Annotated in this window: 18 protein-coding genes and 1 pseudogene; 7 read left to right on the top strand and 12 right to left on the bottom strand. The window is 65.1% G+C overall.

The genetic code is table 11. From position 1 onward, the window contains the following. Positions 1-3 precede the first annotated feature (3 nt). The 5 genes from BB28_RS05245 to rpmF all read right to left on the bottom strand — a co-directional run bounded on the left by BB28_RS05245 (position 4) and on the right by rpmF (position 4,363). A complete protein-coding gene (locus tag BB28_RS05245; RefSeq protein WP_070943063.1) occupies positions 4-540 on the bottom strand; it encodes a MogA/MoaB family molybdenum cofactor biosynthesis protein in 537 nt (178 codons plus the stop codon). After that, positions 537-1,838: a S1C family serine protease gene (locus tag BB28_RS05240; RefSeq protein WP_046252736.1), complete on the bottom strand. Its 1,302-nt coding sequence runs from the start codon at positions 1,836-1,838 to the stop codon at positions 537-539. The genes BB28_RS05245 and BB28_RS05240 overlap by 4 nt, the downstream gene beginning before the upstream one ends. 41 nt (positions 1,839-1,879) lie before the next feature. Further along, positions 1,880-3,430, bottom strand: coding sequence for a HAMP domain-containing sensor histidine kinase (locus BB28_RS05235; protein WP_109550644.1), 1,551 nt, complete (start codon positions 3,428-3,430; stop codon positions 1,880-1,882). 5 nt (positions 3,431-3,435) lie between these two features. Further along, positions 3,436-4,122 (bottom strand): response regulator transcription factor, encoded by a 687-nt coding sequence (locus tag BB28_RS05230; protein WP_030094525.1) that lies wholly within the window; start codon positions 4,120-4,122, stop codon positions 3,436-3,438. A gap of 67 nt (positions 4,123-4,189) precedes the next feature. After that, complete coding sequence (rpmF, locus tag BB28_RS05225; RefSeq protein ID WP_005063395.1) at positions 4,190-4,363, bottom strand: 50S ribosomal protein L32; 174 nt, start codon at positions 4,361-4,363, stop codon at positions 4,190-4,192. A gap of 313 nt (positions 4,364-4,676) precedes the next feature. Here rpmF and BB28_RS05220 point away from each other — a divergent pair, with 313 nt between their 5' ends. From BB28_RS05220 to BB28_RS05190, 7 genes and pseudogenes are all read left to right on the top strand, one after another. Continuing rightward, positions 4,677-6,392, top strand: a complete 1,716-nt coding sequence (locus BB28_RS05220) for an acyclic terpene utilization AtuA family protein (RefSeq protein ID WP_046252735.1) — start codon at positions 4,677-4,679, stop codon at positions 6,390-6,392. Positions 6,393-6,397: 5 nt separating this feature from the next. Then, the gene (locus BB28_RS05215) at positions 6,398-7,546 is read left to right on the top strand and encodes an acyl-CoA dehydrogenase family protein (RefSeq protein ID WP_046255548.1); all 1,149 of its coding nucleotides are present in this window, start codon (positions 6,398-6,400) and stop codon (positions 7,544-7,546) included. Continuing rightward, complete coding sequence (locus BB28_RS05210) at positions 7,543-9,138, top strand: acyl-CoA carboxylase subunit beta (protein ID WP_046252734.1); 1,596 nt, start codon at positions 7,543-7,545, stop codon at positions 9,136-9,138. The genes BB28_RS05215 and BB28_RS05210 overlap by 4 nt, the downstream gene beginning before the upstream one ends. A gap of 13 nt (positions 9,139-9,151) precedes the next feature. Next, on the top strand, positions 9,152-11,161 hold the full coding sequence (locus BB28_RS05205) for an acetyl/propionyl/methylcrotonyl-CoA carboxylase subunit alpha (protein ID WP_046252733.1): 2,010 nt from the start codon (positions 9,152-9,154) through the stop codon (positions 11,159-11,161). Beyond that, complete coding sequence (locus BB28_RS05200; RefSeq protein ID WP_046252732.1) at positions 11,158-12,327, top strand: acyl-CoA dehydrogenase family protein; 1,170 nt, start codon at positions 11,158-11,160, stop codon at positions 12,325-12,327. The genes BB28_RS05205 and BB28_RS05200 overlap by 4 nt, the downstream gene beginning before the upstream one ends. 12 nt (positions 12,328-12,339) lie before the next feature. Next, positions 12,340-13,125, top strand: a complete 786-nt coding sequence (locus BB28_RS05195; RefSeq protein ID WP_046252731.1) for an enoyl-CoA hydratase family protein — start codon at positions 12,340-12,342, stop codon at positions 13,123-13,125. An 86-nt stretch (positions 13,126-13,211) separates the two neighbouring features. Beyond that, positions 13,212-13,816 (top strand): annotated as a pseudogene (locus tag BB28_RS05190) (DUF1707 SHOCT-like domain-containing protein). On the opposite strand, the gene BB28_RS05185 reads toward BB28_RS05190, so the two are convergent. The 7 genes from BB28_RS05185 to sfnG all read right to left on the bottom strand — a co-directional run bounded on the left by BB28_RS05185 (position 13,770) and on the right by sfnG (position 23,037). Next, entirely contained in the window at positions 13,770-15,005 is a 1,236-nt protein-coding gene (locus BB28_RS05185) for a cupin domain-containing protein (RefSeq protein WP_046252730.1), read from the bottom strand. The pseudogene BB28_RS05190 and the gene BB28_RS05185 overlap by 47 nt on opposite strands. Before the next feature lie 308 nt (positions 15,006-15,313). Next, positions 15,314-17,161, bottom strand: coding sequence for an ABC transporter ATP-binding protein/permease (locus BB28_RS05180; protein WP_046252729.1), 1,848 nt, complete (start codon positions 17,159-17,161; stop codon positions 15,314-15,316). A gap of 22 nt (positions 17,162-17,183) precedes the next feature. Further along, positions 17,184-18,737, bottom strand: a complete 1,554-nt coding sequence (gene purH / locus BB28_RS05175; RefSeq protein ID WP_046252728.1) for a bifunctional phosphoribosylaminoimidazolecarboxamide formyltransferase/IMP cyclohydrolase — start codon at positions 18,735-18,737, stop codon at positions 17,184-17,186. Continuing rightward, entirely contained in the window at positions 18,734-19,432 is a 699-nt protein-coding gene (purN, locus tag BB28_RS05170; protein WP_081252212.1) for a phosphoribosylglycinamide formyltransferase, read from the bottom strand. Before purN ends, purH begins: the two co-directional genes overlap by 4 nt. Then, positions 19,429-20,760 (bottom strand): cell division protein PerM, encoded by a 1,332-nt coding sequence (locus BB28_RS05165; protein ID WP_046252727.1) that lies wholly within the window; start codon positions 20,758-20,760, stop codon positions 19,429-19,431. The genes purN and BB28_RS05165 overlap by 4 nt, the downstream gene beginning before the upstream one ends. A 27-nt stretch (positions 20,761-20,787) precedes the next feature. Continuing rightward, the gene (locus tag BB28_RS05160; RefSeq protein WP_030094512.1) at positions 20,788-21,801 is read right to left on the bottom strand and encodes a DUF5336 domain-containing protein; all 1,014 of its coding nucleotides are present in this window, start codon (positions 21,799-21,801) and stop codon (positions 20,788-20,790) included. Between the two features lie 114 nt (positions 21,802-21,915). Beyond that, a complete protein-coding gene (sfnG, locus tag BB28_RS05155) occupies positions 21,916-23,037 on the bottom strand; it encodes a dimethylsulfone monooxygenase SfnG (protein WP_030094511.1) in 1,122 nt (373 codons plus the stop codon). Between the last annotated feature and the right edge of the window lie 32 nt (positions 23,038-23,069).

Genomic DNA, 23,069 nt, shown 5'->3' with positions numbered 1-23,069 from the left:
CGATCAAATCTCCAGACTCGATAGCTGCTCGATGATCTGAATCGCCATCGGTGTCACCGTGGCCATTCCATCGCGCACCGCAGCACGCGTTCCCGCAATGTTGACCACCAGGGTGCTTCCCGAAATACCCGCCACGCCGCGTGACAGACCAGCCTCGGTGACACCCGCCGCAAGCCCCGACGACCGGATGGCCTCAGCGATCCCGAGCAGCTCGCGGTCGAGCAGCGGCTGAGTGGCCTCAGGGGTGACATCACGCGGGGTGACGCCGGTGCCACCCACGGTCACCACGAGATCCACACCGCCGATGACCGCGGTGTTGACCGCGTTCTGAATCTCGGTCAGGTCTCCCTCGACCGCCACCACACCGTCGACCACAATCCCGGCCTCCGAGAGCAGCTCAGTGACCAGCGGACCACTGGTGTCCTGGTCGCCGTGGGCCGTTCTGTCGTTGACGATGACGACCAGAGATCGCCCCACCGGTAGCACCTCAAGCTCTGTCATGGAAGCAACCGTAACGGCTCGCAGGGACATCTGAGTCATCGGGCGACCTCACCCAATGTCACATCCACGGTCTTCTCCGGGCCGCCGTTGCCATCGGTGTACGTCAGGGTCACCTTGTCGCCCGGCGCCTTGGAACGCACTGCGGCTACAAGTCCGTCGGCGCTGTTCACCGGGCGGTTGTCCACCTTCGTGACGACCGACCCGTTGGGCACTCCGGCCTTCTCGGCGGCACCACCGGCAACCACCTCGACGATCTTGGCGCCCTGGATCTCCTTCTCATTGCCAACCCGAACTCCCAGGGAAGCGTGGGTGGCGTGGCCGTTGGCGATCAGTTGATCGGCGACCCGCTTGGCTTGGTCGACCGGAATCGCAAAGCCCAGGCCGATGGATCCACCTTGTGTCTCGCCGCTGGAATCTCCACCCATGGTCGCGATGGCGGAGTTGATGCCCACCAGCTCGCCGTTCAGGTTGACCAGCGCACCACCGGAGTTACCCGGGTTGATCGCGGCATCGGTCTGGATGGCGTCCAGCACGGTGTCCTGGTTACCTGCCTGTCCCGCGGTGAATACGGGGCGGTTCAGCGAGCTGACGATGCCTGTGGTCACCGTGCCGTCCAGACCCAACGGAGAACCGATCGCGACAACCGACTGCCCCACAACAAGATTCGCGGACGAGCCGAGTGCGACGGGCGTCAGGCCCGAAGCGCCGGTGATCCGGATCACGGCGATGTCGGTGGCGGGATCGATCCCCACCACGGTGAAGGGCGAGTTCTTGCCGCCCGCGATGGTGGCGGTGGTCTTGGCGCCGGGTTCGCCCGCCGCCTGAACGACGTGCGCGTTGGTAAGCACCAAACCGTCGGCCGAGAGGATGACCCCTGATCCCTCTTCACTCGAACGACCCATGATCGTTTCGAGCTTGACGACACTCGGAAGCACCTTGGCCGCAACCTGTTCCACCGATCCCGCGGGCAGCGCGGACACCTGTTGCGCGGCAGGCTGACGGCCCGGAGCGATAGGCGTCAAGCCGGTGCTGCCGCTGGTGACGACGGGCGCCTTGTGTTGGCGGTCGGCGACGACGGCACCCACGGTTCCGCCCAGCCCACCGGAGACCAGGGCCAGGACGGTCGCACCCACCACGAGCCCACCGCTGCGCTTCCCCCGGGGCGCTTGATTCTGCGGCTGAGGGGGACGCTGCTGATTCGGCGGCTGCTGCGGCGAGTATCCGTATGCCTGGCCCTGATAGTGGTGGCCGGACTGCGCATGATGCGTCGGCGCTTGTTGCCCGGAGTAGTGACCGGACGGCCGGTAGGCCCAATTGCCGTGGGGGTCGTTGGTCATAGGTACTTCCTCACCCGTCCTTCATAGGCGTTCACGATCGACTAGCTCGGGTGCCACGCTGCCGGAGCGGACTGAGAATCCACTGAGATCTCCCTCGCGTTTGGCGCAGACTTCCGGCGCCCGGCGGCGCCACCCCCGTCGGGGTGCCCGATGGGTCCGGGACGGCCCGGAAGGAGCACGTGCATCGACGTACCCGGGGCCGGACTGCCGTCGACCACCGCACCGGGTTCCGTCTCCTCGACCTTGATCGCGCCACCATGTTTGAGCACAACTTGCTTCACGATGGCCAACCCCAAACCCGATCCCGGCATTCCCCGGGCCGGGGTGGCCCGGTAGAACCGTTCGAAGACCAGATCCCGTTCGGCGGGCGGAATCCCGGGCCCACGATCGGAGATCACCAGCTCGGCGTGCGCCGCGTCCACCTGGGCCAACCGCACCGACACCGTGGTACCCGATGGGCTCCACTTCGCCGCGTTGTCGAGCAGATTGAGAACCGCGCGCGAAAGTCCTGCCGCGTCTCCGTAGACCTGCCACGGCTGCATGACGACGTCGAATTCGATGTCATTGCGGCGGCGGCGGACTCGTTCCAAAGTGCCCTCGACCACCTCGACCAGGTCTACCGGCTCATGCACGATGTCGGCACCGTCACCACGCGCCAGATCGACCAAATCGCCTACCAAGGTGGACAATTCCTCGATCTGGGCGATCACATCGAGTTGCAGCGCTTCCATTTCCTCGTCGGGTAGGCGGGGGGCGCCCGGTTGCATGGCGGCCATCAGTAGCTCGGTATTGGTGCGCAACGAGGTCAGCGGCGTGCGCAGCTCGTGACCCGCGTCGGTCACCAGACGTGCCTGGCGGTCTCGGGACTCAGCCAGGGCCCGCAACATGGTGTTGAAACTGATTGTGAGCCGCGCCAATTCGTCGCTGCCGGTGACGGCAATGGGGCGCAGATCATCTGTTCGGGCTACGCGTTCGGCGGCATCGGTGAGCCTGGCCACCGGCCGCAACCCGGTGCCGGCCACCACGGCTCCAGCGGCTGCCGCTACCGCCACGCCCACGCCGCCGACAATCAGCAACACCCAGCCCAGTCGGCGTAGCACGGTATCGGTGGGGTCGAGCGATTTCGCCATGATCAGCGTGCTGCCATTGTCGAGCCTAAGTGCAAGCACGCGTTGATGATTGACGGTGCGCAGCGACTGCTCCAGCTCGCCGCGGGTCACCGCCTGCTCGGGAGCGCCATAGGGAATGATCTGTCCCTGCTGTGTCGCCGAGAACGTGATGAGCCCCGGAAAGATCAGCTTGGCGTTGACATCGGCGGAGTACGCGGTCCCTTCGATTGCGCGACGTGGGTCCACCGACAGCAACCCACTGCCGATAAGCAGGTTGGCACGATCGTTGAGCTGCTTGTCGACATCGCGATACAACGCCGTGGACACCAACAGGTATGAAGCCACGGCCATCAGCACCACGACCATCGCCACCATCGACATCGCAAGCAGCATCACGCGCCAGCGCAGCGATACCGATGAGCTGGTTGCCCGTAGTGGAGAGAACATTGCAGACGTCGGTCTGCGCATCCGTAGTGTCGCCATAGGGATTACGGAGGGGTCTCCCGCAGCACGTAGCCGACACCGCGAACGGTGTGGATGAGCCTGAGCTCCCCCTCGGCTTCGGTCTTGCGCCGCAGATAACCGACATACACCTCAAGTGCATTACCGGACGTCGGAAAGTCGAATCCCCACACCTCTTCGAGGATGCGGCTGCGCGTGAGCACCCGCCGGGGGTTCGTCATGAGCATTTCCAGCAGCGCGAATTCGGTACGGGTCAGGCTGATCGACCGAGTGCCCCGGTACACCTCGCGGGTAACGGGGTCGAGCGTGAGATCACCGAAGCTCAGCGTGGCAGCGTCTGCCGATTCGTCGACAGTGGTCCGGCGCAGCAGCGCCCGCATCCGGGCCAAGAGTTCCTCAAGCGCGAAAGGCTTGGGGAGGTAATCATCCGCGCCCGCATCCAGACCCGCCACGCGCTCGGAGACCGAGTCTCGTGCGGTGAGCACCAGGATCGGCAGATCATCTCCGGTGCTGCGCAGGCGACGGCATACCTCGAGTCCGTCGAGCTTGGGCATCATCACGTCGAGCACCAGCGCATCAGGCCGGTCGGCCGCGATGACATTCAGCGCATCGACGCCGTCCTCGGCCAGATCCACCGAGTACCCATTGAAGGACAAAGACCGTCTCAACGACTCGCGCACAGCGCGGTCATCATCGACTACAAGAATTCGCACAGGTACCAGTGTTAACCGTGCGGCTGAGATATTACTGAGGAAGCCTGAGAATCAGGTCTCGCGTCGTTCAGCGACGGTCGAGATCGATGAGCCCGAGGCGGGCAGCCTTGAGCAGGCGACGGGGAACCTTGTGGTTCTGTCCGCCGACAGTGACATTGACCAGCTCAGTGGCAGTGGCCTTCCACTGCGAGCGCCGGCTACGGGTATTCGAGCGGGACATTCTCCGCTTGGGGACGGCCATGGTCGCGCCCTCTCCTTATTTCTCAGGTTTCTGTGTCATTCGCCCGCGCCGCGCCAACATGTCGGGCGCAGCGAGCGACAATCACCACACGATAGCCGGTGGCGGACGTGAGCTGCAAATTTGCTCGGATCAATCCGCGCCGACACGCCGTATCGCGGCGGATTCGTATCGCATTTCCTCACCACAAGACGGCGTGTCGATGCCGCCACCTGGGCTCGGCCAACCACTTGGTTGGACCGCTAGATTGACGTTTTAGTGCGTGGGGTAATTTGGCAGCGCACGAGCAGTCGATGCCGACCTCGAGAGGACCACCGTGACCACTGCGCCGGTACGAATTGGGAACTGTTCAGGCTTTTACGGTGACCGAATATCGGCCATGCACGAGATGCTCACCGGCGGTGAACTCGACTACCTGACCGGCGACTATCTGGCCGAACTGACGATGCTCATCCTCGGGCGCGATCGCGCCAAGGCCCCCGAACGCGGCTACGCCAAGACGTTCCTGCGCCAGCTCGAGCAGTGCCTGGGCCTGGCCCAGGACAAGGGCGTCAAGATCGTCGCCAACGCCGGCGGTCTGAACCCCGCGGGTCTGGCGGAGGCCATCCGCGCACTCGCGGAAAAACTGGGAATCGCGGCCAACGTCGCACATGTCGAGGGCGACGATCTGCTGCCCCGTGCCGCAGAGCTCGGACTGGGGTCACCACTGACCGCCAATGCCTATCTCGGCGCCTGGGGCATCGTGGAATGCCTCAATTCCGGGGCTGACATCGTGGTCACCGGCCGGGTCACCGACGCCTCCGTGATCGTCGGCCCCGCCGCCGCACACTTCGGGTGGCGCCGCGACGACTACGACAAGCTCGCCGGTGCGGTCGCGGCCGGGCACATCATCGAGTGCGGCACCCAGGCCACCGGCGGCAACTACGCCTTCTTCACCGAGATCCCTGACCTTTCGCGTGCCGGGTTCCCGCTGGCCGAGGTACATGAGGACGGTTCGTCTGTCATCACGAAGCACACGGGTACCGGCGGCGCGGTCAGCGTGGGCACCGTCACCGCACAGCTGCTCTATGAGATCACCGGGGCGCGGTACGCCAACCCTGATGTCACCACCCGGATCGACAGCATCGAGCTGACCCAGGAGGGCCCCGACCGGGTGCGGGTCTCCGGTGTGACGGGCGAGGCACCACCGCCGGACCTGAAGGTGTCGCTGAACGCCTTGGGCGGCTTCCGCAATCAGATGACGTTCGTGCTCACCGGACTCGATATCGACGCCAAGGCGGATCTGACCCGCAAGCAGTTGGAATCCGCCCTGTCGTCCCCCTCCGGAGCACCGCAGGACATCCAATGGACGCTGGGCCGCACCGATCATCCGAATGCCGACACCGAACAGGCGGCCAGCGCCCTGCTGCACGTGATGGTGCGCGACTCCGACCCGAACAAGGTGGGTCGGCAGTTCTCCAACGCCGCGGTGGAGCTGGCCCTGGCGAGTTACCCCGGCTTCCACGTCACCACCCCTCCCAAGGACGGCGAACCGTACGGCGTGTTCACGCCGGGATACGTCCCCGCAGAGAAGGTTCCGCACGTGGCCGTGCTGGCCGATGGCTCGCGTATCGATATCGCACAGGCCTCCCAGACGCTGCCCCTCGCCGACGCGCCGGCAGCGGCGCTGCCCGAACCACTTCCGGCCGGGCCGGTACGCCGAATCCCGCTGGGCACCCTTGCGGGTGCTCGCAGCGGCGACAAGGGCGGCAGTGCCAACGTCGGCGTCTGGGTGCGCACCGATGAGGAATACCGCTGGCTTGCGCATGCCCTGACCATCGACGCGCTGCGAGAGCTGCTGCCGGAAACCGAGCAGTTGGAGGTGGCGCGCTACCTGCTGCCCAAGCTGCGGGCCGTGAACTTCGTCATCCAGGACATCCTCGGCAAGGGTGTGGCCTATCAGGCCCGGTTTGACCCACAGGCCAAGGGAATTGGCGAATGGCTGCGTTCCCGTGAGATCGACGTCCCCGAATCCCTATTGGAAGGAAAGTGACCGCCGTGAATTCCTGGAACACCCCGGAGCGCAAGGCGCTTCGGGAGACCGTGCGCGACTTCGCCGAGCGCGAGATCTTGCCGCATGTCAACGAATGGGAACGTGACGGCCTGCTTCCTCGTGAATTGCACCGCAAGGCTGGCGATCTGGGCCTCCTCGGCCCAGGTGCGCCGGAGGAGGTCGGCGGTGGCGGCGGAGATGCCATCGATCCCGTGATCGTGTGCGAGGAACTGCACTATGCCGGTGTACCCGGCGGCGTGTTCGCGTCCCTGTTCACCTGCGGCATCTCCACACCGCACATCATCGCCTCCGGCGATCAGCGACTCATCGACGAGTACGTGAAGCCCACCCTGGCCGGTGATCTCATCGGATCGCTGGCCATCACCGAACCCGGCGGCGGGTCCGATGTCGGGCATCTGACCACCGCGGCCAAGAAGGACGGGGATCACTACATCGTCAACGGCGCCAAGACCTTCATCACCTCCGGCGTGCGCGCGGACTACGTGGTGACCGCGGTCCGCACCGGCGGCCCGGGGGCCGCCGGAGTCTCCCTGCTGCTGATCGACAAAGACACGCCGGGATTCGAGGTCGCCCGCAAGCTCGACAAGATGGGCTGGCGCTCCTCGGATACCGCCGAGTTGTCCTTCACCGATGTGCGGGTGCCCGCCGAGAACCTGGTGGGTGGCGAGAACACCGGCTTCGCGCAGATCGCCGGTGCCTTCGTATCCGAGCGAATCGGTCTTGCCGCCCAGGCATATTCGAGTGCGCAACGCTGCCTGGACCTGACTGTGGAATGGTGCAGAAACAGGGAGACCTTCGGGCGCCCCCTCATCTCCCGTCAATCCGTACAGAACACCCTCGCGGAGATGGCCCGCCGCGTCGATGTGGCGCGGGTGTACACCCACGCGCTGGTCGACCGCGCGATTGCCGGTGAAACCAACCTCATCGCCGAAGTCTGTTTCGCCAAGAACACCGCCGTCGAAGCCGGCGAGTGGGTGGCCAACCAAGGCGTTCAATTGTTCGGAGGCATGGGCTATATGACCGAGAGCGAGATCGAACGGCAGTACCGCGACATGCGCATCATCGGGATCGGTGGCGGCACTACCGAAATCCTCACGTCGTTGGCGGCCAAGCTCCTGGGGTTCCAGTCGTGACAATCCTGCGCACCGCCGTCAACACCAACTCTCCCGAATACGTCGACGCAGCCGCGGCCATGGCGACCAAGCTGGTCGAGGTCAATGCCGAGACCGCGAAGGCGCTCGCCGGTGGCGGCGACAAATACGTTGCCCGCCATCACGAACGCGGCAAGCTGCTGGCACGTGAGCGCATCGAGCTGCTCATCGACCCCGACTCCCCGTTCCTGGAGCTGTGTCCGCTCGCGGCCTGGGGCAGCGACTTCACCGTCGGGGCCTCGCTGGTCACCGGCATCGGCGTGGTCGAGGGCGTCGAGTGCATGATCGTGGCCAACGACCCCACCGTCAAGGGTGGCACCAGTAACCCCTGGACACTGCGTAAGGTACTGCGGGCCAACGATATTGCCTTCAAGAATCGCCTGCCTGTGATCTCACTGGTGGAATCCGGTGGCGCGGACCTGCCCACCCAGAAGGAAGTATTCGTTCCCGGCGGACAGATGTTCCGCGACCTCACCCGGCTCTCGGCCGCGGGCATCCCGACGATCGCCCTGGTGTTCGGAAACTCGACCGCCGGTGGTGCCTACATTCCCGGCATGTCGGACCACGTCGTGATGATCAAGGAACGCTCCAAGGTGTTCCTGGCGGGCCCGCCGCTGGTCAAGATGGCGACCGGCGAGGAGTCCGATGACGAATCGCTCGGCGGTGCCGAAATGCACTCCCGCGTTTCCGGTTTGGGCGACTACCTGGCAGCCGATGAACAGGACGCCGTACGGCTCGGACGGCAGATCGTTGCGCGCCTGAACTGGGTCAAGAAGGGCCCCAAGCCCGCGGCGGTGATCGAGCCCCTCGCAGACCAGGAGGAGCTACTCGGCATCGTCCCCGGGGACCTGCGTATCCCGTTCGATCCGCGCGAGGTCATCGCGCGGATCGTCGACGGTTCGGAATTCGACGAGTTCAAGGAGCAATACGGCTCCTCATTGGTCACCGGCTGGGCAAGGCTGCACGGGTACCCGATCGGCGTCCTCGCCAATGCGCGCGGCGTGCTGTTCAGCGAAGAAGCGCAGAAGGCCACTCAGTTCATCCAGTTGGCCAATCAGACCAACACACCACTTCTTTTCGTACACAACACCACCGGATACATGGTGGGTAAGGAGTACGAAGAGGGCGGCATGATCAAGCACGGGTCGATGATGATCAACGCCGTGTCGAACTCGACGGTGCCCCATCTGTCCTTGATCGTCGGGGCCTCCTATGGCGCCGGGCATTACGGCATGTGCGGCCGCGCTTACGACCCCCGGTTCCTGTTCGCCTGGCCCAGTGCGAAATCCGCGGTCATGGGCGGCACTCAGCTGGCTGGCGTCATCTCCATCGTGAGCCGTGCCGCCGCGGCGGCACGCGGCCAGGCCGTCAACGAGGACGCGGACGCCGCCATGCGGGCTGCCATCGAGGCACAGATCGAGGCAGAGTCGCTGCCCATGTTCATGTCCGGACGCCTGTATGACGACGGGGTCATCGACCCCCGCGATACCCGAGCGGTGCTCGGTATGTGCCTGTCCGCCATTGCCAATGGACCGATCGAGGGGACGTCGAACTTCGGCGTCTTCCGGATGTGAGGGTTTGAAACACATGACTGCGCCTTCGATCACCTCTGTTCTGGTCGCCAACCGCGGCGAGATCGCCCGCCGCGTCTTCGCCACCTGCCGCAAGCTTGGGCTCGGAACTGTCGCCGTCTACTCGGATGCCGATGCCGACAGCCCACATGTGTCCGAAGCCGATGCCGCGGTGCACCTACCCGGCACCTCGAGTGCCGAGACCTACCTGCGCGGTGAGCTCATCATCGCCGCGGCCAAGGCCACCGGAGCCGACGCGATCCATCCCGGTTACGGATTCCTCTCCGAGAATGCCGATTTCGCTCGCGCGGTGGCGGACGCCGGTCTGACCTGGATCGGCCCACCGGTCGCGGCAATCGAGTCAATGGGCTCGAAGATCGAGTCCAAGAAACTCATGGAAGCCGCCGGCGTACCGGTGCTGGGCCAGCTCGACCCCGACACCGTCACCGCCGACCAGCTTCCGGTGCTCGTCAAGGCCTCCGCCGGCGGCGGTGGCCGTGGCATGCGGATCGTCGACAAACTCGCTGACCTGCCGCACGAAATCGCTGCCGCACAGCGGGAAGCCCAATCGGCGTTCGGGGACCCGACGGTCTTCTGCGAGCGCTACCTGGGCACCGGCCGGCACATCGAAGTACAGGTGATGGCCGACACCCACGGCACCGTGTGGGCCGTGGGTGAGCGCGAGTGCTCCATCCAGCGCCGTCACCAGAAGGTCATCGAGGAAGCACCGTCCCCCTTGGTGAACCGAATCGATGGCATGCGAGAGCGACTCTTCGAGGCGTCACGTACCGCCGCGGCGACAATCGGTTATGTGGGCGCGGGCACCATGGAATTCCTGGCCACCGAAGACGGCGAGTTCTTCTTCCTCGAGATGAACACCCGCCTGCAGGTGGAGCATCCGGTGACCGAGTGCACCACCGGTCTGGACTTGGTGCTGTTGCAGATTCAGGTGTCCGACGGAGGACGACTCGATCCGGAACCTCCTGCCATTCAAGGCCATTCGATCGAGGCGCGGCTGTATGCGGAGAATCCCGCCGCCGAGTGGCAACCACAAAGCGGTACTGTGCGGCGCTTCCACATACCCGGGGCCAGCTCGGAATTCCAGGTGCCCGGACATCCGGGGCGCAATGGGATTCGCCTGGACTCGACCATTGTCGACGGCAGCGTGGTGTCGGTCCACTACGACCCGATGCTCGCCAAGGTCATCACGGTGGCACCGACGCGCACCGAGGCCGCCCGGCTGTTGGCCTCGACGCTGGAACGCGCCCGGATACACGGGCTGACCACCAACCGTGATCTGTTGGTCAATGTGTTGCGTCACCCCGCGTTCGTCGCCGGCGACACCGACACGTCATTCCTGAACAAGCACGGCCTCGACATCCTTGCCAAACCGCTGGCTGACGATGCGGCACACCAGTATTCGGCGCTTGCCGCAGCACTTGCCGACGCCGCCGCGAACCGGGCCTCGGCGGTGGCCTGCGCCGCCCTTCCGAGTGGCTGGCGCAATCTGGCGTCGGGCTTCCAGACCAAGGAATTCGCGGCCGGCGAGAGCGTCATCTCCGTTCGGTACCGCCTGACCCGATCCGGCCTGGAGCTTGACGGCGACTGGCCATCCGTCGACTTGGTCTCGGCGACACCGGATCATGTGGCGCTCGTCATCGACGGCGTCCGGCGTGGATTCGACGTGTCCTTCTACGGGGCGACCGTGGATGTCGACTCCCCACTCGGTCCGGTGGCACTGGCCGTGGTGCCCCGATTCACCGACCCCAGCACCGAGGTGGCGGCGGGCTCGCTCATCGCGCCGATGCCGGGAGTGGTGCTGCGGGTGGGTGCCGCGGTGGGAGACACCGTCACCGCGGGCACACCCATTGTCTGGCTGGAAGCCATGAAAATGGAACACACCATCGTCGCCCCCGCCGACGGCGTTCTGGAGATCCTCAACGTCGAACCGGGACAACAGGTCGAGCTCGGCACCGTACTAGCCCAGTTGGCCGCGGAGGCCAACACCGAAGGAGAGCCCACATGACGCAGACCAATCCGTACGTAGAGTCCGACGAGCGTAAGGCGCTGCGCCAGGCGGTGGCCTCGCTCGCCGGTAGCTACGGCCACGAGTACTACCTGGAGAAGTCCAAGACCCACGCACACTTGAACGAGCTGTGGGATGAGGCAGGAAAGCTCGGCTTCCTGGGAGCGAACATTCCGGAGGAGTACGGCGGCGGCGGCGCCGGCATGTACGAGCTTGGACTCGTGTTCGAGGAGCTCTCGGCGGCCGGGTGTCCGCTGCTGATGATGGTCGTCTCCCCCGCCATCAATGCCACCATCATCGCCCGTTACGGCACCGATGAGCAGAAGAAGAACTGGCTGCCCTCGATGGCCGACGGCACCTTCACCATGGCGTTCGCCATCACCGAGCCCGACGCCGGCTCGAACTCCCACAACATCATCACCACCGCCAAGCGCGACGGCGGCGACTGGATTCTCAACGGGCGCAAGGTCTTCATCTCCGGCGTCGACCAGGCCAATGCCGTGCTGGTGGTGGCGCGCACCGAGGAGGCCAAGACCGGCAAGCTCAAGCCGGCGCTGTTCGTGGTGCCTACCGACACCAAGGGATTCGAGTACACACCCATCGATATGGAGCTCACGCTCCCGGAACGGCAGTTCCAGGTGTTCCTCGACGACGTGCGCGTGCCGGGCAATGCGCTCGTCGGCTCCGAGGATGCCGCGCTGATGCAGCTGTTCGCCGGTTTGAATCCCGAGCGAATCATGGGCGCCGCCAGCGGGGTTGGCCTCACCCGGCTCGCGCTGAACAAGGCAACCGACTACGTCAAGACGCGCCAGGTGTGGAAGACACCGATCGGCGCACACCAGGCCATCGCGCACCCGCTCGCCGAGATCAAGGTCGAGCTGGAGCTGGCCAAGCTCATGATGCAGAAGGCCGCCACCCTCTACGACCACGGCGACGACTGGGGCGCAGCTGAGGCCGCCAACATGGCCAAGTACGCCGCGGCGGACGTGGCCTGCCGGGCCGCCGACCGGGCCGTGCAGTCCTTGGGCGGCAACGGATTGACCTCTGAGTACGCCGTGGCGCCGCTGTTGAACCTGTCACGCTTCGGGCGTATCGCCCCGGTGAGCCGGGAGATGATCCTCAACTTCGTCGCGCAGACATCACTCGGCCTGCCCCGCTCGTACTAAAGGAGACACCCCATGAGTGACACTCTCGTCCAGTACGAGGTGGACGGTCGCGCCGCCCGCCTGACGCTCGACTCACCGCATAACCGCAACGCGTTGTCCAGCGGCTTGGTGCGGCAATTGCGGGAGGGACTGCAGCGGGCCGCCGCCGATAAAACGGTGCGTGCCGTGGTGCTCACCCACACCGGCAACACGTTCTGCGCGGGCGCCGATCTGTCGGAGAGCTCAGCGGCATCATCCGATCCTCAGGATGTCGCCAAGGATCGGGCGGGCCAACTCACCGCACTGCTGCGCGACATCCTGGAGCTGCCGCTACCCGTCATCATCGCCGTCAACGGCCATGTGCGAGCCGGTGGCTTCGGCCTCGTCGGTGCCGCCGATATCGCAGTGGCGGGACCCGACTGCACCTTCGCACTGACCGAGGCACGCATCGGCGTGGCGCCGTCGATCATCTCGCTGACGCTGCTGCCGCGGCTCACCGGCCGGGCTGCCGCGCGCTACTTCGTCACCGGCGAGAAGTTCGACGCACGGGTGGCCGCGGAGATCGGGTTGGTCACCAAGTCCGTCGACAGCTCCGAAGCAGTCGAGGCCGCGGTGACGTCGTTGGTCGATGACATCGCGCTCGGTTCGCCCCAAGGGCTGGCGGAGTCCAAGAAACTCACGACCGCGCCGATCCTCGCCGATTTCGATGCTCGTGCAGTCGAGTTGACAGAAACGTCGGCGCGTCTGTTCGTCTCGCCGGAGGCTCAGGAGGGCATGTTGTCGTTCCTCCAAAAGCGTCCTCCCGCCTGGCAAGTGTGAACCAGTCGGCACTACGCGTGTAGTGCGCTGAGCAACACGAATGAACCGCGTGCCTTTAAGCGCCGTTCGTCGTAGGCTCGGCGGTGATGAGCAACCTCCCTGAGCGGGTTACCGCATCGATGCGGGCCGCAGACGCCGATCGCATGCGTGTCGCGCAGCTGTTATCCGACGCCGCGGCGCAGGGACGGCTGGAGCTCTCCGAATTCGAGGAACGTCTCACCAAGGTGTACTCGGCAAATACATACGGTGAGCTTGATCAGCTCAGCGCGGATCTGCCCGCAGTCGCTACCGCCCAGGTTCGAGGTAAAGACAGCAAGCCAGCACCCTCGACAGTGCTGATGGCGATCATGAGTGGATTTGAACGACGGGGCCGCTGGAACGTGCCCGGCAAGCTCACTTCATTCGCGCTGTGGGGTGGCGGCGTGCTGGACCTGCGTTACGCCGACTTCACCTCCAACGAGGTCGAGATCCGCTCGTTCTCCATCATGGGTGGCCAGACGATCCTCTTGCCTCCAGAGGTCAATGTGGATGTCAGGGGTGTCGCCGTGATGGGTGGCTTCGATCACTCCGCGAGCGGCACCGGGGTACAGGGCGCACCACATGTGACCGTCACAAGGGGTTCTCACTGTGGGGCGGGGTAAACGTCAAGCGGAAGCGGCGCAAGCGTCGCGAGTCGATGGAAGAGCGCTGACGGCATCCAAAGCACCGAAGCGCCACAGCGTATTCACAATCTGACGGCGCCGATCGACATCCAGCGCTGATGCGAGGACGGCATCAAGGTCATTCAGGGTGAACTCGCCGGCCAGCGCTAGGAGTCCGTCAAGATTCACCACGCCTCCGAACGCTATGTCGCGACCACGGGCCACCAGATGGGTCCGATCCGCACCGGCGATCGATTGCACCACCGCGGGGTAGGCCCAGCCGAGCGGGACACCCGCAGGGGGATCGTCGGTACGCAAGGCCGCCACCTTCGGGGGCCGCAGATACCCGGCGGTGCGCTGCTTGGCCGCCGCCAGTTCCATGGTTGTCGCCAGTCCCGATATGGCCTCGGGGTCGCCGAGCGTGTCGAGCACCAGCCGGCGGACGTCATCGAAGCTGCGCGGCGCGTGTGCTGCGTCGAGCCGCGCACCGAAATGGTCGATCATCCAGTCCGAGAATGACTTCCGGATGTTGGGCGGGAAGAGTGTAACTCCCAGGAATACAGAGGGGCCGGCGTTGCGGAACAGGTGATAGCGCCCCCGGGGAATGCATATGAAGTCACCCGGGGTCAGGGTGTAGCGGTGCGCGCCGGGCAGCAGTCGGTCGAAGTCAAACGAGACCTTGCCCAACGACGGGTTCTCGAACAACTGGTGGTGGTCGATTCCATCGGCGGGCCACACCCAGAGGTCCTTGACACCGGGGCCCAGATGGAAGATCAGCGATGGCTCGTCGTCCTTGTGTATCCCGAAGGGAGTCCATTCCACATCGGCGATAAACGTGTAGATATCGGCGCCGGACACCAGATCTCGTCCCGGAACAAGGCTGCGCACCAGGGTCTGAGCGAACGCGCCGAGGCCCAGATCCCATGAGGAGATGTCGTTGATGGCGACGCATGCCGGACGGTCATCGGAGTTCTCGGCGAGCCATTCGGTCAACGGCTGCGCGCCTTGCGGCGCGGTGCGGGCAAGCCGCTCGGTGAGCTTGAAATCGAATTCGCTGCCCCGGAATCCGCGTAGTCGCAACCCCTTTCCACCTGCAATGGTCGCCGTAGCCACCGCCGCGGCGATCCGGCCGCTGATCACACTCGGGTCTGTCACCAATCCGGGGAGGAAGACCGTTTCCTCATACCCGGGGGCCCACTCCCGGACAAACTGACGCCAGCGCGGGTCTTCGACGAACACTATTTCGCCTCCATGGCTGCGTCCGGGCGTGCATAGCCGGGGGACGACCATGCACGCCCGGCGTCCACTCTTAGTGGCTGGCAACCATTTCCGTTGCGGTAACGATCTCTTCGTCCTCGACAACGATCTCAACAGCGATTTCGCGCATGGCGGTTCCTTTCCTTCGAACGGTTAACTGCCGAACTCATCACAGGCACCGTGCTGGCATCCGTCGCGTGGAGCCACCGCGGTGGACGTACGCCCAGCCCACAGACGCCGTCATTAGATCAGTCGCGCGGTCGTGGCCGAAAGTTCCCGCCCGGCTCGATTCACACCGGTGAGAGCTCCCATGCGCCGCTGCCGGTCAGCTGCAACCGCGACCGGTGGTGACGGTCGATCGTCGACCTGTGTCCCACGCTGACAACCACACACTCGGGTAGCCGTTCCCGCACCAGTGCGTACATCGCATCCTCCAGCCCCTCGTCCAGCGCCGAGGTCGACTCGTCGAGGAACACCACCGTCGGGCGCACCAGTAGCACCCTGACGAAGGACACCCGCTGCTGCTCCCCCAGCGAGAGCACGGCGGCCCAGTCGGCTTCCTGATCCAGCCGCTCGGTTAGGTGCCCGAGCGAGACATCGCGCAGCGCCTGCATAAGCTCCTCGTCCGAAACATCCTCCACGGGAAGTGGATACACCACGGTTTCGCGCAGGTTGCCCAATGGCAGATACGGCAGCTGCGGCAGGAACAGTGTCGCCCACCCGTCGGGGCGCTCGACCAGTCCGGAGGCCTGTGGCCACAGCTGCGCCAGGCTGCGCAGCAAGGTGGTCTTCCCGCAGCCCGATGGACCCTTGACCACGACACTGTCACCTGCGGTCAGCGTGAGGTTGAGGTCCGCGATCATGTCCAGCCCCTGGAGATCGCGGACCTGGACATCGGTGAGTATCAGGGCGTCGTCGGCGCCGGTCACGTTGATCCGTGGCAGTTCACGGGCGCGATGATCGCTATCGAGCATCTGATCGATACGCAGGAGCGCAGCCCGGTAGACGGTGAATTCGTCGTAACTGTCTCGGAAGAAGGACATTGCGCCGCAGACGTTTCCGAATGCGGCGACGGTCTGCAACAGGTCACCGACTTTGATCTGCCCGGTGAAGAATCGAGGCGCCTGCACGATGTACGGAATCATGCCGGTGGTCACGTCGCCGATACCGCGGTTCCATCCGTTGAGGCGCAGCTGTGCGTACACGATGCGCCACATATTGGCGATGATCTCGCCGAAACGTGAATGCAGCAGCCGTCGTTCACGTTCGCCGCCCCGATAGAAGGCCACCCGCTCGGAGCTATCGCGCAGCCGCACCAGCGCGTACCGGAAGCTCGCGCTGAACCGTTCGTTCAAGAAGTTCAGCCGCACCAGTGGACGGCCGATCCAGAATGCGATAACGGTCACCGTGATCGAGAAAACGAACGCGATGAAGACCATGGCTCGAGGGATCTCGATTCCCCACAACAACAGTGGACCCGAGAGCTGCCACAGCACCCCGGTGAACATGACGATCAGCAGTGTCTTGTTCACCGCACCCAGCGTCAGATCCACCGATTTGGTGGTGTGCGTCTCGATGTCGATCTGGATCCGCTGGTCGGGGTTCTCCACCGGAACATCCAGAAAACGGTTGCGGTAAAAGGCATCCTTGCTCATCCAGTCGTCAACGAGCCGTGTGTTGAGCCACACCCGCCACCGGATGGCGAACACTCTGCGCAGGAAGAAGTCCACCACCGTATAGGTGACCGTGAGCACCACGAGAATGCCGCTGATCGCGAATGAGGTGAAGAACGCCTGGCGCGCATCGGCCAGCAGAGCCGAGTTGTGGGTGACGAGCGCCTCCGAGCCAACCTGCAGCGCATTCATCAGGTCCTTGTACTGGTACGTGAAGATCACCGTCACGCGTGCCATGTACACCGTGTGCCACATGATGAATGCCAGCAATGCCCACGTGCGCCAACTGTCACGCCCCCGGAAGAAGGGCGCGTTGACTCGCCAGAATTGCTGTCCCCATTGGGTAAACCGGGCGATAGCGAAAGCCACCGCAAGGAATACCACCATGGTGACCGCCCAGGCTTGCAGCGTCCACACCAGAGAGCGCAATGGCTCGCCCGGCCAATCCAAACTGGGCTGAACCATGGGCTCTCCCTATCGTTGCGCCCTAATGGGCGAAGTGACGTGCTCCAGTGGTGTACAACGTGATTCCCGCAGCCTTAGCAGCATCGGTCACCAACTCATCGCGCATGGATCCGCCCGGATGCACGATCGCTCGAACTCCGGCCTGCGTCAGCACCTCCAGGCCATCGGGGAACGGGAAGAAGGCGTCCGAGGCCGCTACCGCGCCGGAGACTCGATCCCCACCACGAGACACCGCCAGCTTGGCGGCGTCTACCCGGTTGACCTGTCCCATTCCGACGCCGATGGTGGCGCCGCCGGAGGCCACGACGATCGCGTTGGACTTGACGGCCCGCCCCACCTTCCAGGCGAAAGCCAAGTCCGCCAACGTGTCCTCGTCCACAGCGGCGCCGGCCACCAACGTCCAGTTGGCCGGATCGTCACCCTCGGCGTCGAGCGCATCGCGCTCCTGCACGAGCAGGCCACCACTGATTTGTCGCCACTCGGTGTACCCGGACTGCGGCGGCGCCGCGCGCAGCAGACGCACGTTCTTCTTGCGACTCAGCACCTCCACCGCGCCGTCCTCGTAGCCCGGCGCCACAATCACCTCGGTGAAAATGTCGGCGACCCGCTCGGCCATCTCCACGCTCACCTCGCGGTTGACCGCGATCACGCCGCCGAAGGCACTCAACGGATCGCATTCGTGTGCCTTGAGATGCGCATCGGCGATCGAGATGTCCGACACCCCGATACCGCATGGGTTGGCGTGCTTGATGATGGCCGCGCAGGCCTTGTCCTGGTCCCACGCGGCGCGCCAGGCAGCATCGGCGTCCGTGTAGTTGTTGTACGACATCTCTTTTCCGTGCAGCTGCTCGGCCTGCGCCAGACCATGCCCCGCGGCGCCGGTGTACAGGGCCGCCTGCTGGTGCGGGTTCTCCCCATAACGCAGCACCGCAGAACGATTCCACGTGCCGCCGATCCATGACGGCAACTGGGCGCCCTCGGGCTCCGCCACGGACGACAGCCAGCCCGCGACCGCCACATCGTACTCGGCGGTGTGGCGGAACGCCTTGGCCGCCAGAATCTTCCGCGCCTCCAGGGTGAATCCCCCGGCATCGACCGCAGCCAGGACCGCACCGTATGAGGCGGGGTCCACGACCACCGCGACGCTCGGGTGGTTCTTCGCAGCGGCACGCACCATCGAGGGGCCACCAATGTCGATTTGTTCGACACATTCGTCCTCGGACGCGCCCGAGGCCACCGTGGCGGCGAACGGGTACAGGTTGACGACCACCAGCTCGAAGCCCTTGACGCCCAGCTCCTCGAGTTGGGTCAGGTGCTCCTCGCGGCGGGTGTCGGCCAAGACGCCGGCGTGCACATGCGGATGCAAGGTCTTCACCCGGCCATCCAGCACCTCCGGAAACCCGGTGACCTCTTCCACAGGTGTCACCGGAATTGACGCGGCAGCAATGGTTTTCGCGGTCGATCCGGTGGATACCAGTTCTACACCGGCGGCGTGCAGCCCGCTGGCGAGCTCTTCCAGTCCGGTCTTGTCGTAGACACTGATCAATGCCCGCCGTACGGGTCGCTGCGTACTCACTTGATGGAGGCCCTTCTTCCGTTCCAAATCAAACCTCTGGTGGCCACCGCGGCCAGCACATCTACCAGCAGCGCGCGTTCCACCACCTTGATGCGTTCATGCAGGCTGGCCTCGTCGTCATCCCCATGCACGGCGACGGCCTGCTGGGCAAGGATCGGCCCGGTATCCATCCCGTCATCGACCAGGTGCACCGTGCAACCGGTGACCTTGACCCCATGCGCCAGCGCGTCGGGGACGGCATGCGCGCCGGGGAAGGACGGCAATAGCGCGGGATGGGTATTGATGACCCGACCCAAGAACTGTGAAAGAAACCGTGGCCCAAGTATCTTCATGAATCCGGCCGAGACCACCAGATCGGGCCGGTGGGCGGACGTGGCGTCGGTGATGGCGGCGTCCCATTGTTCACGGGAGTCGTAGTCCGAGAGCCGCACGGTGTAGCTGGGCAGCTGCGCGCCGGTGGCGATATCGACGGCGGCGCATTGCCGGTCGGTACCTACGGCGACGATCCGGGCCGGGAAGTCATCCGTCGCCGCGTCAAGCAGGGAACGCAGCAGGCTTCCAGTGCCGGACGCCAGGACCACGACCCGCGCCGGGGCAGATGGGGCGATCTCAACGGGCGACTTGGGCTCCGAGGAGCCACCCGCGCGAGGAGAATCCGACACCGACACGCCGCTGAGCGTAGCCGGACTGGTCACTTGGCCTGTTCCGGAGGGTCGCTGGAGTCACTCTCGGCTGGGGGTTGGGCCGGTGCCTCCGGGTCCGGTTCGGCTTCCACCTCTGATTCGGCTTCGGGTTCCGGCTCAGGCTCGGGCACCGGTTCGGGTTCTAGCTCCGTTTCCGGTTCCGGTGCTGGCGCTGGTTCCGGTTCGGGCTCTGGCCGGGCTTTAGCCGGGAGACGGGTGGCTCCGCCCAGCATGAACACCGTCAACAGGCCGATGACCAGGAACCAGAAGAACACCCCGGGGCCGAACGTGCCCTGATCGATCCCCAGGCGTCCGAAGTTCCCCAGCTGCCCGCCGGCAAGCTTTCCGGCGATCGCCAGGAATGTTGCCGCGAGCAGCGCCGCCGTGACCACCTTGTGGATCGCCGTCGGCCACGGAACGGGTCGGCGCGCGCATTGCTGACCGACGGCCACTCCGGACGCCGCACCGATGATCATCAGGGCCACCCACGCGGGACCGAGAGGTGGCGTGGGGACCGCTGCCAGGATCGGCACCGCCGGCAGTTGTCCACCGAAAACAGCGAACGCACTAAAGGCCGCGGTACCCACATGCGCGCTTGATCCGACCGCCAGGGCGCAGCCACCCAGAATGACGTTGGGCGCGTAGAGGATCGCCAACAACGTCAGGCTCAGCTGACCCACGAAATCGTTGGTGACCGAGTACAGCTGATCCATAGTCGCCCAATGGACCACCAAAGACCCCGCGGTCACGGCCGCGGACAGCCCGAAGAGTGCGAGCACCCCGGCGACAGCGCCGCGAGCCGCGTCCATTGGCCATGACGGCAGCTGTAGGAGCACCGCAAGCCGCCTGCCGACCCGCAGCAATACGCCGACAATCGCACCGGCGGCATGGACTCCGAGGACAGAACCGAATGCGCGCAAGGCATTCGGTGATTGCAGCTGCGTCAGAACCGTCGATGCGTCGTGAATGATCGCCAGCGATATCGCCGTCATCAAGAGCGGGCCGGCCAGTGCCGAGGCGATCACCCACCGAATCACGTACCAGGAAGCGGTGGGTGCGATTGTCGAGGCGACCGTTCGGGCAACGCCCCAAACCATCGCCGCCGTCGGCAACAGCGGCAGCACCTCGATGACTCGCCCACCGATCGAGATGGGTACCAGGTGGGTGCCCAGCCACATGCTGGCCACCGCACCGAACGTCCCGGTCATATCGCTGTTGGCAATTACCAACTGCACCAAGACGATTGCCGCAATGACGACCAACGCAACTGCTGACGGGCCAAAGGCAACCGTCAGCAGTGCGCGAGCCTGTGCGGGATTGGCGCGCGAGGTTTGATTCACGCGCCGATCACGGCAGTAAACACGGTCTTAGTTGGAAGGACGCGAGGTGCCGAACAGATCGTCACCACTGGCAGAGGACGAACCACTGCTAGCGCCCGCGCCGCCCTGCTCGCCTCCGGGAGCCTGACCACTGGCACCACCGAAGGTTGGGTACTGCTGGGTCGGCTGCGAGGATCCGGCCTGCTGGGTCGGCTGCGCTGACGGCGGAGTGAAGCCGGAGCTGCTGAAGCCCTGCGGCGGGGTCGGAGGCGCAGACTGCGGCTGCTGCTGACCGTAGCCACCGTACGACGGCGGGGCGGCAGGCGTGGGCTGCTGCTGGCCGTACCCCTGAGCGCTGGCCTGGCCATAGCTCGGAGCAGGCTGCTGGCCGAAGCTCTGCTGCTGGCCGTACCCCTGAGCACCGGCCTGACCGTAGCCCTGCCCCTGCTTGGGCAGTTGCTGCTGGGGCTGCTGCTGCGCCGGGGTGTAGTACTGACTCTGCTGCGGCTGGTACTGGCTACCGAACGGATTGGTTGCGGGCGAGGCAGTCTTGGCCTTGACCACGCCGACCTCGCTGAGCAGGGCATACACGGCGGCTGCGGCCTGCAGGCCGGACACCACGGCGAGCGTGATCAGGCCCCACCCAATACCGACCTCACCGAAGGCGGCCGCAAACGGGTTGCCGAACAGGCCGCCGAGAACAAAGAGGAATCCGACGATCGACAGGATGGCGACGGGCGCCTGCTTGTCGTCCTTGCCGGAGAGGAGCGAGACTCCTGCGGTCAGACCGGCGAGCAACAGCGCGAACTGAGCGAAGCCGAAGACCGGCGACAGCGCCAGCAGGTCGAATCCGCCGAAGCTTCCCGACGTCCCCGAGCTGGCCTTCCCGGTGTAGAACGGCCCGAAGCCGGCAATGAAGCCGATCAGGCTCAGCACCAGGACACCACCGGGCAGGTAAACCCCTAGCGCGCCCGTGTTGGGCTCGGCCACAAAGGACGGGGTGCCGTACGGATTGGACGGCTGCGCGGGCTGGTATCCGGGCCCACCGGTCGAATACGTCATTACATCTCCTACATCACGGTTTCGGTCGTGGTCTCGGGGTGGATCGCCTCCACGCTACTGCACCCGGCGTCGGTACGGACGCAGACAAGGCCAGACACGGCCGAGGCACATCGGTTAGCTCAAAACCGGTACGCGATATTCGCTGTGGGTTTCCTGAGCATCGGCTGCCTCGATCTCGCGGACCAGTGGCAGCACCTTGGCGCCGAAGTATTCGATCTCCTCCTGGAAGTGCAGGAAGCCGCCCAGGATCAGGTCCACACCCCGTCGGCGGTAGGCGACGATCCGCTCGGCGATCTGTTCCGGGGTTCCGATGAGCTGGGTACGAAATCCGTCGTTGTACTGCACCAGATCCTCGAACGAGGAATCCGCCCACATGCCCTTCTTGTCGCCGGTGGCCGAGCCCGCCTGCTGAACGGCCGCGCGGAAGCCCTCGACGGCGGGGCGATTGGCCTTCGCGACGATTTCCCGCAGGACCTCGCGCGCTTCGGCCTCGGTGTCTCTGGCGATGATGAAGCCGTTGAGCCCGACGCTGACCTCGCGGCCGGCAGTGCGGGCGTGGTCACGGACCTCCACGATCTGGTCGGTGATGCCCGCGAAGTCCTTGCCGTTGGAGAAGTACCAATCGGAATAGAGGCCGCCGTTGCGCCGCGCGGCCGTGGAGTTGCCTCCCTGGAACAGCTCGGGAGTGTGCAGTGGCTTCGGCTTCAGCGTGAAGTCGTGGATTCGATAGAAATCGCCCCGGAAGTCGACGTCGTCCTCGGTCCAGATCTTGCGCAGCACCTGAAGGAATTCGCCACTTCGGCGGTACCTCTCGTCGTGCTCTAACCACGGTTCGCCCAAGTGAGTGAACTCGTCCTTGAACCATCCGGATACCACGTTGACGGCGAAGCGACCGCCGGATAGGTGATCGGCGGTTGCGCCCAGCTTGGCGAGCACGCCCGGCTGCCAGAGTCCGGGATGGACGGCGGCGATCACCTTGAGGCGCTCGGTGGCCAGCAGCAGAGCAAGAGAGAAGCTGGTGGATTCGTGTTGGTACTCGGCGCCGTAGCTGGCCTCGTAACGCACCTGGGTGAGCGCGTATTCGAAGCCGTTCTTCTCGGCCGTGCGTGCCAGCGTGACGTTGTAGTCGTAGCCCCAGTCCGTGCGCTGCTCGATGGTGCTGGTGACCAGGCCACCGCTGACATTGGGGACCCAGTACGCAAATTTGACGTGGTCGGATATCCGTTCGGTCGTCATGGAGTTATGCAAACAGCGAACCCTGCGGACGG

It is taken from the genome of Mycobacteroides chelonae CCUG 47445 (assembly GCF_001632805.1).
GTDB lineage: Bacteria > Actinomycetota > Actinomycetes > Mycobacteriales > Mycobacteriaceae > Mycobacterium > Mycobacterium chelonae.
Note: the sequence above shows the minus strand (reverse complement) of the source record. Positions and strands in the feature narration are given on the sequence as shown.